This is a genomic window from Limnohabitans sp. TEGF004, assembly GCF_027924965.1.
Lineage (GTDB): Bacteria > Pseudomonadota > Gammaproteobacteria > Burkholderiales > Burkholderiaceae_C > Limnohabitans.
In genome coordinates this window covers 1992744-2004901 of sequence record NZ_AP027056.1, presented here as the reverse complement: position 1 = coordinate 2004901, position 12158 = coordinate 1992744, and the positions used below count along the sequence as shown (strand labels likewise).

Sequence of the window (12158 nt, the reverse complement as noted above, 5' to 3'; positions counted from 1 at the left end):
GGCTTATTCAGGTGTGATGCCAGCGGTCTTGACCCAACCGCCCCATTTTTTGATTTCGGCGTCGATGGTTTTGGCGAGTGTGGCGGAGTCTTCCACGTCGAGGTCAATGCCCACGCCTTGAATTTTTTCGCGCACTTCGGGCTTGGCCAGCACTGCCATCAAAGTGGCTGTGGCTTTCTTTTGTACATCAGCGGGCATGCCAGCTGGGGCCATGAGACCGAACCACGCGCTCACGTTGTAGTCTTTCACGGTGTCGCCAATGGGCGGCACGTTGGGCGCTTTGCCTGCGCGTTTTTTGGTGGTCACACCTAGGCCACGCATGCGGCCACCGTTCATTTGCGACACAGCATTCCCGGTGTCGGCGAACGCGAATTGAATTTGGCCACCGAGCAAATCGGTCAATGCAGGTGGAATGCTTTTGTAGGGCACGTTGACGGTTTGAAGGCCTGCCAATTCGGTGAGCATGGCGGCCGACACAAGTGAGCCCGATGAACCATGGCCAAACGCGAGCTTGCCTGGGTTGGCCTTGGCGTAGCTCACAAACTCTTTCATGTCTTTGGCGGGGAAGTCGGTGTTGACCATCAAGATAAAGCCGGTCTCACCAATCTTGCCGATGGGCGTGAAGTCTTTCACGGGGTCGTACGGCAGCTTGCGGTACAGGTGCACGTTCGCGGCTTGTGTGGTGCTGGTGGTGACCAAGAAGGTGTAGCCGTCGGCTGGCGCGCCTTTGACCATTTCAGCACCCAAGATGCCGTTGGCACCTGCTTTGTTTTCTACTGTGATGGTTTGGCCCATCGCCTCGCCCATGGCTTGCGCCAAGATACGGCCCACGTTGTCGGTGGCGCTGCCTGCACTGAAAGGCACGACAAACTTGATGGGTTTGTTGGGGTAGGTTTGTGCGTGTGCGGCGGGCAGGCCAATGGCACTGAGCGCTGCGATGGCGATGCCGGCACACAAGGTGCGGCGAGAGTTGGACTTAATTGAGAAGTGGCGCATGGTTTGTCTCCTGTTTGTATTTTGGGAGATCTTAATGCGCCTTTGCTTCAGTCTTTGGTGGCTCGGCGTTGCACCGCGTCAATGTAGGCATGGCCATCGGGTGGGCGGCCGCTGCGTTGGCTTTCCCAAATCATTTGGCCCAGTGCATCCATGGTTTCATGGTGTGCATCGTGCAGTGAGTCACGTTTGGCGGTGAGCAACTCCACCGCTTGGCGAATGCCGCGCGGTTGGTCGATCGAGCATTGCTCGCTCACCGACAAGTGCATGGACAAATGCAAGAAGGGATTGGTCTTGCCGTCTTTCACCTCGTACATGCGCTCGAGTGCGGCATCTACGTCTGAAAAGTCGGCGTGGTACTCGGGGTGCTCGGCCACCCATTGGCTGGCCAAGGTTTCCAGCGCATCCATGGGCTGCCCCTCACGCCACTTGGCGTAGACGGAGCAGAAGAAGCGCCGGACGTCGGCTTGGCTAGGTTCAAACATGATGGATGAGATTACTGTTCAACGAACGCACGTTCCACCACAAAGTCGCCAGGGGTGGTGGTGGAGCCTTCTTTGAAGCCACGCTCTTCGAGCAAGCTGCGCATGTCTTTGTTCAGGCCCGGGCTGCCGCAAATCATGATGCGGTCGTTGGCTGGGTCAAGGTTGGGCAAGCCCAAGTCTTGTGTCAGTTTGTTGGACGTGAGCAAGTCGGTCACGCGACCTTGGTTTTTATAAGGCTCGCGGGTGACGGTGGGGTAGTACAGCATTTGGTTGCTGACCATCTCGCCCAAGAACTCGTGCTTGGGCAGCTCTTGGGTCAAGTAGTCGTGGTAGGCCAGTTCTTTGACTTCACGCACGCCGTGGACCAAGATGACTTTCTCAAAACGCTCATACGTATCAGGGTCACGCACGATGCTGAGGAATGGGGCCAAGCCCGTGCCTGTGCCGATGAGGTACAGGTTTTTGGCGGGCAGCAAATAGTCGATTAACAAAGTGCCGGTGGGCTTTTTGCCGACCACAATTTTGTCGCCCACTTTGATGTGTTGCAGCTTGGAGGTGAGGGGACCGTCTTGCACCTTGATGCTCAGGAATTCCAAGTGTTCTTCGTAGTTGGCGCTGACGATGCTGTAGGCGCGCAACAAGGGTTTGCCGTTTTCGCCGCGCAAGCCAATCATGGTGAAGTGGCCGTTGGAAAAACGCAGCGATGTGTCGCGTGTGGTGGTGAAGCTGAACAGGCGGTCGGTCCAGTGGTGGACGGACAAAACTTCTTCGTCTAGGAATGCACTCATGACAGGAATAAATCTATATAAATCAAGCCCTCTAGTGTAGGCGAGGGCTTAAAACCTAAGGCTATATGGTGCTTTGCAGAACGCCATAAGGCTTGACGCTTAAGCCTTGCCCACAAACCCGTTTTGTCGCCAAGCTTCGTAGGTGATGACGGCTACCGAGTTTGACAGGTTCAAGCTGCGCTGGTCGGCACGCATGGGCAGGCGCAGGCGCTGGCTGAGTGGAAAGCTTTCGCGTATGTCCACAGGCAAGCCGCTGGTCTCAGACCCAAATACAAACCAATCGCCAGGCTGAAAAGCGGTGTTGTGCGCGGTGCTGGAGCCTTTGGTGGTCATCGCAAACATGCGGGCGGGGTCGGGTTTGGCGTCGTTCAAAAACGTGGACCAGTCGGCGTGGCGCAGCACGGGCGCGTACTCGTGGTAGTCCAAGCCCGCGCGGCGCATGTGCTTGTCTTCCATCGAGAAGCCCAAAGGCTCAATCAAATGCAATGTGCAACCGGTGTTGGCTGCCAAGCGGATGACGTTGCCGGTGTTGGGCGGGATTTCGGGGTGGACGAGGACGATGTGGAACATGCGCTTATTGTCTTGCATGCGCGAGGTGCTGCTAGGCTGATTGGAGAGCATTAGTGATGCGCTTCGCGTTCTTCTGTGCGTGCGAGGACCAGCCCAGTGATGTGAACCGCACCCGCAGCCTTCAACACTCGCGCCGCCTCGTACATGGATGCTCCCGTGGTCATCACATCGTCTACCAGCACCACACGCTGACTGCGCACGGCAGACACACGGTCGGGCGATACCCAAAACGCATCCCGCACATGCTCTAGCCGTTCGTGACGTGGGGCCCCAACTTGATGAGCACTGTCGCCACGGCGCAGTAAGGTGTGGGCGTTGGTTTTGTGTGGGGCCAAGTGGCGAGCCAGTTCGAGGGCTTGGTTAAAGCCGCGTTCGCGCAGGCGGGAGTGGGAGAGGGGCATAGGCACCACGAGGGTGGCCTCATCTAACGCGGGCTCAACCCATGGGGCGTGACGCATGAGGTGGGCCAAGGCGTAGGCGAGGCTGGGGTCGGCTTGAAACTTAAAGCGTGCAATGCAGCCTGCCCATGGAAAGGTGTAGCTCACGGCGGCCACGCAGGCGTCTAGCGGGCTTGGGTGCTGGGCGCAGTTGCGGCAGCTTGCGTGTGTGAGGGTGAGGGCGCAGGTGGGGCAGCGCAGCGTGGGCTGGGCAAAGCGCTCGACACAGGGCGCGCATAAAGGCTGGCTGGGCCAGCGATGGCAGATATGACAAACACTTGGAAGCTTCAACATGCCCCGCATTGGAAAGACATTGCGCTGGTTTGGGTTGAAGCACAGCGCAATGTTTGCGAAGGACACGGTGTCGATAATAGGGACCATGTCTGCACCGTCTTCGCCTGATACACCTCCCTCACTTGACCCTGTGGCCAGTGCCCGTTGGGCCGCATGGCCACATGCGGCTTCGCCTTGGCTGAACGAGGAAATTGGCCGACGCATGGAAGACCGTTTGCAGTGGATTCGCTTACAACCCAAATTTTGGGTGGATTGGGCACCTGTGAGTGGCGGCCTGCAAACGCACGCCAAGCTAAGTGCACGTTACCCGCAGGCGCATTGCCAAGTGTTGGAAACCAGTGTTGAACGTGAACAGTTGGCGCGCCAGACACTGCAAGCGCCTTGGTGGCGGCGCTGGTTGAAGCAGGATGCTTTGACATTTGGTGCATCAGAGCCAGGCAGCGCCGATATGTTGTGGGCCAATATGGCGTTGCACACGAGCGAAGATCCGCAAACTTTGTTGCGGAAATGGCACCAACTGTTAGCTGTGGATGGCTTTTTGATGTTCTCGTGTCTCGGACCGGACACGCTGCGCGAGCTGGCTGAGGTGTACCAAAATCAAGGTTGGCCGCCTGCATGCCACAGTTTCACCGACATGCATGACTGGGGTGACATGCTGGTGCAAGCTGGATTTGCAGAGCCCGTGATGGACATGGAGCGCATCACGTTGACCTATGCATCGACGCAGAGCTTGATTGCAGACTTTCGCTTGCTGGGCCGCAACTTACACCGTGATCGCTTTGCTGGTCTGCGTGGCAAACAGTGGTTGGCGCGGTTTGAGAATGCGCTGTTATTGTTGGCTAAACCACAGCAAGATGGGCGTTTGACATTGACGGTTGAAGTTATTTATGGCCATGCTTTGAAGCCATTGCCACGCCTGAAAGTAGAGCAGCACAGTTCGGTGTCGTTGCAAGACATGCGAACCCTACTAGGGCAATCCCCTAGTGCTCGCTCTGTATGATTTTGAGTGGAAGCTTGTAGCGCAAATCCCACCAAGACAGCTTGAGTTAACTCAATGTTTGGCGGCGTTTGTAGTCCTAAAGATAAAAAACATTGAGGCAATCAAAGTGATGAAGAACAATCTTTTACAAAAGTTGACTTCAGGTGTGTTGTTTCTCGCCGCATGGGCGAGCACAGCGGCTTGGGCAGTGAACGATTTGCCAGGTGGCCCTGGCGTTCGACAACTGAACCTCCAACCTGGCGCGACCAAAATTGCCATTGAGCAAGGCTGGTTACATTGGTTCATGCTCATCATCTGTACCGTCATTTTTGTGGCGGTGTTCGGTGTGATGTTCTATTCCATCTGGAAGCACCGCAAATCGGTGGGGCACAAGTCGGCCAGCTTTCACGAATCGGTCAAGGTCGAAATTGCATGGACCGTCATTCCTTTCATCATCGTGATCTTGATGGCCTTACCTGCCACCAAAGCGGTGGTGGCTCAAAAGGACACATCCAATGCTGACCTCACCATCAAAGCCACGGGTTACCAGTGGAAATGGGGCTACGACTACATCAAAGGCCAAGGCGAGGGCATTGCTTTCATTTCGACGCTCGACAACGAGCAGCGCGAAATGTCAAACAACGGCGCCAAGGGCGTGGACATCGACAACTACCTGTTGAAAGTGGATAACCCACTGGTGGTGCCCGTCAACAAAAAGGTGCGCATCATCACCACCGCCAATGACGTGATTCACGCGTTTGCTGTGCCGTCCCTCGGCGTCAAGCAAGATGCGATTCCCGGCTTTGTGCGTGATACATGGTTCCGTGCAGAAGCTGTGGGCGACTACTACGGCCAGTGCCAAGAGTTGTGTGGCAAAGAGCACGCCTACATGCCGATTCATGTGAAGGTGCTCAGTGCCGCTGACTACAGTGCCTGGGTTGCTACAGAGCAAAAGAAGATGGCCGCCAAGATGGACGACCCTGCCAAGGTTTGGAATTTGGCCGATTTGTCTAAGCGTGGTGAGAAGGTGTATGCGGCTAACTGTGCCGCTTGCCACCAACCCAATGGCAAGGGCGCTGGCCCGATCAAACCACTCGACGGTGCTGCCGTGGTGTTGGATGCTGACAAGAATAAGCAGATCAAAGTGTTGTTGAACGGCCAAAACAATTTGACTATGCCTGCTTGGAAGCAACTCAGTGACACAGACATTGCCGCTGTGATTACTTTCACGAAAAACAATTGGTCCAACAAGACCGGCCAGCTGGTTCAGCCTGCCGATGTCAAGGCCGCCCGTTAAAACTAGCGTTTAGAAGGAACACATCATGAGCGCAGTACTCGATTCTCACGGCCACGGTCACGATGACCACCACGGCGCGCCTCACGGCTGGCGTCGTTGGGTGTACGCCACCAACCACAAAGACATTGGTACTTTGTACCTGTTGTTCGCTTTCACCATGCTGATCATCGGTGGCGTCTTGGCGCTGTTGATTCGCGCTGAGCTGTTCCAGCCCGGCTTGCAGTTGGTCAACCCCGAGTTGTTCAACCAGCTCACCACCATGCATGGACTCATCATGGTGTTCGGCGCCATCATGCCCGCCTTCGTGGGTTTTGCGAACTGGATGATTCCGTTGCAAATCGGCGCGTCTGACATGGCCTTTGCCCGCATGAACAACTTCAGCTTCTGGTTGATGATTCCTGCGGCTGCCATGTTGGCGGGCTCGTTCTTTATGCCAGGTGGTGCACCCGCTGCGGGTTGGACGCTTTATGCACCGCTGACCCTGCAAATGGGCCCCTCCATGGACGCTGGTATTTTTGCCATGCACGTGTTGGGTGCGTCGTCCATCATGGGTTCCATCAACATCATCGTGACCGTGCTGAATATGCGCGCGCCAGGCATGACCTTGATGAAGATGCCGATGTTTGTCTGGACTTGGTTGATCACGGCTTACTTGTTGATCGCTGTCATGCCCGTGTTGGCTGGCGCGATCACCATGACGCTGACAGACCGCCACTTTGGCACGACCTTCTTCAACCCCGCTGGCGGCGGTGACCCCATCATGTACCAGCACATCTTCTGGTTCTTCGGTCACCCAGAGGTGTACATCATGATCTTGCCGGCCTTCGGCATCATCAGCCACATCGTGCCCGCATTTGCTCGCAAGAAATTGTTTGGTTATGCCTCCATGGTGTATGCCACATCGTCGATCGCGATTTTGTCGTTCATCGTTTGGGCACACCACATGTATGCCACAGGCATGCCTGTGACCGGCCAGTTGTTCTTCATGTACGCCACGATGTTGATCTCTGTGCCCACAGGCGTGAAGGTGTTCAACTGGATTGCCACCATGTGGCGCGGCTCCATGACGTTTGAAACACCCATGTTGTTTGCTGTGGGCTTCATCTTTGTGTTCACCATGGGTGGTTTCACGGGCCTGATCCTGTCGATGGCGCCGATTGATACGCAGGTGCAAGACACCTACTACGTGGTGGCTCACTTCCACTATGTGCTGGTGGCGGGTTCGTTGTTTGCCATGTTCGCTGGCTTCTACTACTGGTGCCCCAAGTGGACCGGCGTGATGTACAACGAAACGCGCGGTCAGATTCACTTCTGGTGGACCTTGATTTCGTTCAACGTCACGTTCTTCCCGATGCACTTCTTGGGTCTGGCTGGCATGCCTCGTCGCTACGCTGACTACCCCATGCAGTTTGCTGACTTCAATGCAGTGGCATCGATCGGTGCGTTCTTCTTCGGTTTTGCGCAGGTGTACTTCTTCTTGTTTGTGGTGTTGCCAGCGATGCGCGGTCACGGCGAGAAAGCGGCTGCCAAGCCTTGGGAAGCGGCTGAAGGTTTGGAATGGGAAGTGCCTTCACCTGCACCTTTCCACACCTTTGAGACCCCACCCAAGCTGGATGCCACAGCAACTCGCGTGATTGGTTGAACATGACGCAAGATCAACGCAAAAACAACCTCCGCTTGGGCCTGATTTTGGCCTCTGTGGCGGTGGTGTTCTTTGTCGGATTTTTTGTCAAAGTCATGTTGTTGAACCGCTGAAGCCATGGCCTCACCTCGTCATAACTTGTTGATGTTCAAAAAGCTCGTCGTCGTGGCGGCTGGCATGTTTGCATTTGGTTATGCCTTGGTGCCCATGTACAAAGCGATCTGTGAGTTCACAGGCATCAACATCTTGGCTTTGGGCGAGCGCGAAATTCCAGGCTCTGGCAACGCACGTGCCAAAGCGAAAAACACGCAAGTGGACACGAGCCGCACCATCACGGTCGAGTTCGATGCCAATGCACGCGGCCCTTGGAAGTTCAAGCCTGCGCAAAGCTCTTTGCAAGTGCACCCCGGCGAGATGATGACGGTCATGTACGAGTTTGAAAACGTGCAAGACCGCGTCATGTCTGCCCAAGCCATTCCGAGTTATGCGCCACGCCAAGCGGCAGCGCATTTCAATAAATTGGAATGTTTCTGTTTCAACCAATACACCTTGGCACCTGGCGAGAAAAAGCAGTGGCCTGTGGTGTTTGTGATTGACCCCAAGTTAGCCAAAGATGTGACCACCATTACCTTGTCGTATACCTTTTTTGAAGTCGGCTCTAAAACCCCAGCAGCGCCTACCGCTGCTTTGGATGAGCCGCGCCAAGTCAAGGTGGGCGTATGAGTAACAAAACCTCGCTCATGCGTTCGGTCAAGGCGGTGGCATGGTCATTTTTGGGAATTCGTAAAAGTAGCGAGTTCCAAGAAGATATCGACAAGATCACGCCCTTGCATGTGCTGGGTGTGGGCTTGGTTGCAGTTTTTGTGTTTGTCATCAGCTTGATCGTTTTGGTCAATCTGGTCGTTGCGAAATAATGAAGGAGTGGATATGAGTAGCACCTCACACGGCTCAACGCCTTACTACTACGTACCTGGTGAGTCACGCCATCCGGCGATGGCTGCTTTGGGACTGTTTTTTGTGATCCTTGGCGCAGGCCAATGGATCAATGGGGCAGAGTGGGGCAAGTACTGCCTGTTCTTTGGCCTTGCATTTTGGCTGGGTGTGTTGTACCAATGGTTCGGCGATGCCATTTCCGAGAGCGAAGGCGGTCAATACGGTCACAAAATCGATTTGTCATTCCGCTGGAGCATGAGCTGGTTCATCTTCTCTGAAGTGATGTTCTTTGGTGCTTTCTTTTCTGCCTTGTGGTGGGCTCGCTCGCACTCTGTGCCGATGTTGGGTAGCTTGGACAACGCCTTGCTATGGCCTGATTTCAAAGCCGTGTGGCCCACAGCTGCGGCAGGCATGACAGCTTCACCTGCAGGAATCATTGAGCCCTTCCAAGTGATGACACCGTTCTGGTTGCCCACCATCAACACCGCCTTGTTGTTGACATCGGGCGTGACGCTGACGATCGCGCACCACGCGTTGATTCAAAACAAGCGCGACACCACGATCAAGTTCATGTGGCTCACGGTGTTGTTGGGCGTGGTGTTCTTGTTTGTGCAAGGCTATGAATACGCCCATGCCTACAGCGACATGAACCTCAAGCTCACCTCGGGTGTGTATGGTTCGACGTTTTACATGCTCACAGGTTTTCACGGTTTTCACGTGTTCTTGGGTATGTTGATGTTGTTGGTGATCACCTTGCGTTTGCAAAAAGGCCACTTCACAGCGGACAAGCATTTCGGCTTTGAAGGTGCCGCTTGGTACTGGCACTTTGTAGACGTGGTCTGGTTGGGCTTGTACATCTTGGTGTACTGGCTGTAAGACAACACCCAGACGTGACAAAGGCCGCATGCGCGGCCTTTGTTTTTGTTTGCTGAAATTTATTGGCCCGCAGCAATGCCGGTGGGTTGTATGTAACCCAGCTGCCAGCCAATCAACACACAAATAAACAAGACGATTGAAATACCGACCCTGAGCCCCAAGGCTTTCACCATCTGACCCGATTTGGTCTCACCGCTGCGCCCATTGCGCATCATGAAGACCAAGGCGGAGCCCAAGCTGGCGAGGATGGCTAAGAAGGCGAGTGCAACAATGAATTTCATGGCCACCATTATCTCTGTTCCACGTCACCGTGCTTTTGCTTGGGTGACACTGGCTATGTTGGTCGGTGTGGTGTTGACGACGCGATTGGGATTTTGGCAGCTCTCGCGTGCTGCCGAAAAAGAGCAACGCCATGCGGCCATCATGGCTCAAATGGCGGAGCCTATTCTGAACACGGCCGCTGTGTTGGGCCAGCCTTCGTACTTCAAATCGCTGCATCAACGCGTGGTGTTGCAAGGTGAATGGCTGCCTGAGCACACCCTCTATTTGGACAATCGGGCCATGAACGGTCGCGCTGGTTTTTGGGTCCTCACCCCTTTGCAGCTGGATGCCTCGACGCGTGTGCTGGTGCAGCGTGGCTGGGTGCCACGTCATCAGTTGGACCGAACGCTGCTGCCCGCGATTCAAACACCAGGTGGTTGGGTGCAAGTGAATGGCCGTATAGCCCCGCCGCCTTCTCGCTTGATGGCATTGAGTCAAGAGCCGCAAGCAACAAGCACAGCATCAGGGGTATCTAAGATTCGGCAAAATCTGGATTTAGATACTTATGCCTCTGACACCGGTGGTGCGCTCGCCGCTGTGGTTTTACAAACCGACGCTGCTTCCGATGGTCTGCTGCGTGAGTGGCCTGAGATCACGGCGGGTGTTGAAAAAAACTTAGCCTATGCCTTTCAATGGTTTGCACTCGCTGCACTGCAGCTGATGCTCTACATTTGGTTCCAATTCATTCAACCTTATCGACATGCAAGACGTTCCTCGCTCTAAATCTCAGCAGCCCTTGGGCATGACGGTGTATGACTTGCCTTCACCCGCCGATGCCTTGCACACCGACGCCAAGCGCACAGCCATGGGCCGTTTACGAATGATCTTGGTGTTGCTCGTGTGTGCAGCACCTGTGGTGGCTTCATATTTCACGTATTACGTGGTGCGCCCCGAGGGGCGTCGCAATTTTGGCGATTTGATTGAACCCGTACGCGCCTTGCCTGATGTGACAGCGCGAGCACTGAATGGCGATGGTGTGCAGTTGCCATCGCTCAAAGGCCAATGGCTTTTGATCAGCGTGAATGGTGGCAATTGCCAAGCCGATTGCCAACAGCAGCTGTATTTGCAGCGTCAAATTTTGGCGGGCCTTGGTAAAGACCGTGCGCGTACCGATTGGGTGTGGTTGATCCATGACAACGCAGACATTCCCAGCAGCATCACACCAGGCCTGAAAGAAGCCACGGTGCTGCGTGTGAACGAAGAGGCGTTGGCGCAATGGCTGCAACCCGCACAAGGACAAGCTTTGCAAGACCATTTGTATTTGGTCGACCCGCACGGCCAATGGATGATGCGCTTTCCAGCGAAACTCAGCCCTGAAGCAGCTTTGAAAACCAAGCGTGACATTGAGCGCTTGTTACGCGCTGCCGCCTCGTGGGACGAGGCGGGACGCTAAATCAGACAGAGCTATGACTGAGAGCCTCTACAACCTCACGCCTTTGTTGCACTTGCTCATCATGGGCGCCTTGGTCGCCATGGTGCCGCTGTGTTGGGTGTGGCTGCGCAATCCGCAGGCGTCCACGGCACGCCGCGTGCAAGCGCTGACTTTGATCACTTTGTTCATCACCTTTGATTTGGTGTTGTTTGGTGCGTTCACGCGCTTGACCGATTCAGGTCTGGGCTGCCCCGACTGGCCGGGTTGTTATGGCCACGCCAGCCCGGTCGGCGCTCAGTCTGCGATTGCCCTAGAGCAGAGCCAAATGCCTGATGGTCCTGTGACGCACACCAAAGCTTGGATTGAAATGATTCATCGGTACATGGCCATGGCCGTGGGTGGTTTGATCTTGACTTTGGCTGCCTTCGCATGGGTGCGCCGCAGGCGTGGCGATGAAACCTCTGGCGTTCTGTGGCCCACGTTCACTTTGGTTTGGGTGGGAGTGCAAGGCGCGTTTGGCGCTTTGACTGTCACCATGAAACTGTTTCCGCTCATCGTCACCTTGCACTTGATGGGCGGCTTGGTGCTACTCGCTTTGCTCACCCTACAGGTGCAACGCCAACGTTTGGACAGTGCGCGTACTCAGTCCATTTTGTTGCGTCCTGCGCTATTTGGTGCCACGCTGCTGGGTTTGTTGTTGTTGACGGTGCAGGTTTTGTTGGGCGGTTGGGTCAGCACTAACTACGCTGTGCTGGCATGCAACACATTTCCACTCTGTCAAAACAGTTGGTGGCCACTGATGAATTTTGAGCAGGGCTTTACCTTGTGGCGACACTTAGGTCTTGACGCATCGGGTCAGCCGTTGGTGTTTGAGTCGCTCACGGCCATTCACTATGTGCATCGTTTGGCTGCCTATGTGGTGTTGGTTTATCTGACGGGCTTGGCCTTGTCTTTGCGCCGAGTGTTGGCCCTGAAGACCGCCGCGCATGTGTTGCTTGCTTGCTTGTTGCTGCAACTGCTCACGGGCTTGTCGAACGTCGTCTTCGATTGGCCCTTGGTGGCTGCTGTGTTGCACACCGGTGGCGCTGCGGCGCTGGTGGTGGTGTTGATGTGGATTTTGACCGGTGCGCGTGCCTCGCGCAGCACGGTGTTGAATTGATTGTGAAGAGAC

16 protein-coding genes are annotated in these 12158 nt (G+C 55.3%); 10 read left to right on the top strand and 6 right to left on the bottom strand.

The features are described from left to right. Positions 1 to 3: 3 nt before the first annotated feature. The 5 genes from LINBF2_RS09705 to LINBF2_RS09685 form a co-directional block, all read right to left on the bottom strand. Positions 4 to 996 carry a tripartite tricarboxylate transporter substrate binding protein gene (locus LINBF2_RS09705; RefSeq protein ID WP_281888478.1) on the bottom strand — a complete coding sequence of 331 codons (993 nt, stop codon included), beginning with the start codon at positions 994 to 996 and terminating at the stop codon, positions 4 to 6. A 47-nt stretch (positions 997 to 1043) separates the two neighbouring features. After that, complete coding sequence (locus LINBF2_RS09700; protein WP_281888476.1) at positions 1044 to 1478, bottom strand: DUF1841 family protein; 435 nt, start codon at positions 1476 to 1478, stop codon at positions 1044 to 1046. Positions 1479 to 1489: 11 nt separating this feature from the next. Further along, positions 1490 to 2266, bottom strand: coding sequence for a ferredoxin--NADP reductase (locus LINBF2_RS09695; RefSeq protein ID WP_281888474.1), 777 nt, complete (start codon positions 2264 to 2266; stop codon positions 1490 to 1492). A gap of 99 nt (positions 2267 to 2365) precedes the next feature. Further along, complete coding sequence (trmL, locus tag LINBF2_RS09690; protein ID WP_281888472.1) at positions 2366 to 2836, bottom strand: tRNA (uridine(34)/cytosine(34)/5-carboxymethylaminomethyluridine(34)-2'-O)-methyltransferase TrmL; 471 nt, start codon at positions 2834 to 2836, stop codon at positions 2366 to 2368. Positions 2837 to 2886: 50 nt separating this feature from the next. Next, complete coding sequence (locus tag LINBF2_RS09685; protein ID WP_281888470.1) at positions 2887 to 3567, bottom strand: ComF family protein; 681 nt, start codon at positions 3565 to 3567, stop codon at positions 2887 to 2889. An 85-nt stretch (positions 3568 to 3652) separates the two neighbouring features. On the opposite strand from LINBF2_RS09685, the gene LINBF2_RS09680 reads away from it, so the two are divergent. The 7 genes from LINBF2_RS09680 (at position 3653) to LINBF2_RS09650 (ending at position 9294) form a co-directional block, all read left to right on the top strand. Continuing rightward, positions 3653 to 4567, top strand: a complete 915-nt coding sequence (locus tag LINBF2_RS09680; protein WP_281888468.1) for a class I SAM-dependent methyltransferase — start codon at positions 3653 to 3655, stop codon at positions 4565 to 4567. 109 nt (positions 4568 to 4676) lie between these two features. Next, the gene (coxB, locus tag LINBF2_RS09675; protein WP_281888466.1) at positions 4677 to 5843 is read left to right on the top strand and encodes a cytochrome c oxidase subunit II; all 1167 of its coding nucleotides are present in this window, start codon (positions 4677 to 4679) and stop codon (positions 5841 to 5843) included. 25 nt (positions 5844 to 5868) lie between these two features. Further along, positions 5869 to 7485, top strand: coding sequence for a cytochrome c oxidase subunit I (gene ctaD / locus LINBF2_RS09670; protein ID WP_104801808.1), 1617 nt, complete (start codon positions 5869 to 5871; stop codon positions 7483 to 7485). A gap of 2 nt (positions 7486 to 7487) precedes the next feature. Next, complete coding sequence (locus LINBF2_RS09665) at positions 7488 to 7598, top strand: cytochrome oxidase small assembly protein (protein ID WP_281888463.1); 111 nt, start codon at positions 7488 to 7490, stop codon at positions 7596 to 7598. Between the two features lie 4 nt (positions 7599 to 7602). Continuing rightward, on the top strand, positions 7603 to 8208 hold the full coding sequence (locus LINBF2_RS09660; protein ID WP_104801807.1) for a cytochrome c oxidase assembly protein: 606 nt from the start codon (positions 7603 to 7605) through the stop codon (positions 8206 to 8208). Then, a complete protein-coding gene (locus LINBF2_RS09655) occupies positions 8205 to 8399 on the top strand; it encodes a DUF2970 domain-containing protein (RefSeq protein ID WP_104801806.1) in 195 nt (64 codons plus the stop codon). The genes LINBF2_RS09660 and LINBF2_RS09655 overlap by 4 nt, the downstream gene beginning before the upstream one ends. 13 nt (positions 8400 to 8412) lie before the next feature. Further along, positions 8413 to 9294 (top strand): cytochrome c oxidase subunit 3, encoded by an 882-nt coding sequence (locus tag LINBF2_RS09650; RefSeq protein ID WP_104801805.1) that lies wholly within the window; start codon positions 8413 to 8415, stop codon positions 9292 to 9294. 59 nt (positions 9295 to 9353) lie between these two features. On the opposite strand, the gene LINBF2_RS09645 is transcribed toward LINBF2_RS09650, so the two are convergent. Further along, positions 9354 to 9575: a twin transmembrane helix small protein gene (locus LINBF2_RS09645; protein ID WP_104801804.1), complete on the bottom strand. Its 222-nt coding sequence runs from the start codon at positions 9573 to 9575 to the stop codon at positions 9354 to 9356. Here LINBF2_RS09645 and LINBF2_RS09640 point away from each other — a divergent pair. Genes LINBF2_RS09640 through LINBF2_RS09630 form a run of 3 tightly spaced genes read left to right on the top strand, consistent with a single transcriptional unit; the run spans position 9574 to position 12146 of the window. Continuing rightward, positions 9574 to 10338 carry an SURF1 family protein gene (locus LINBF2_RS09640; RefSeq protein WP_281888456.1) on the top strand — a complete coding sequence of 255 codons (765 nt, stop codon included), beginning with the start codon at positions 9574 to 9576 and terminating at the stop codon, positions 10336 to 10338. The genes LINBF2_RS09645 and LINBF2_RS09640 overlap by 2 nt on opposite strands. Further along, positions 10316 to 11008: a hypothetical protein gene (locus tag LINBF2_RS09635; protein ID WP_236658044.1), complete on the top strand. Its 693-nt coding sequence runs from the start codon at positions 10316 to 10318 to the stop codon at positions 11006 to 11008. The genes LINBF2_RS09640 and LINBF2_RS09635 overlap by 23 nt, the downstream gene beginning before the upstream one ends. 13 nt (positions 11009 to 11021) lie before the next feature. Further along, positions 11022 to 12146 carry a COX15/CtaA family protein gene (locus tag LINBF2_RS09630; protein WP_104801802.1) on the top strand — a complete coding sequence of 375 codons (1125 nt, stop codon included), beginning with the start codon at positions 11022 to 11024 and terminating at the stop codon, positions 12144 to 12146. The last annotated feature ends 12 nt before the right edge of the window (positions 12147 to 12158 follow it).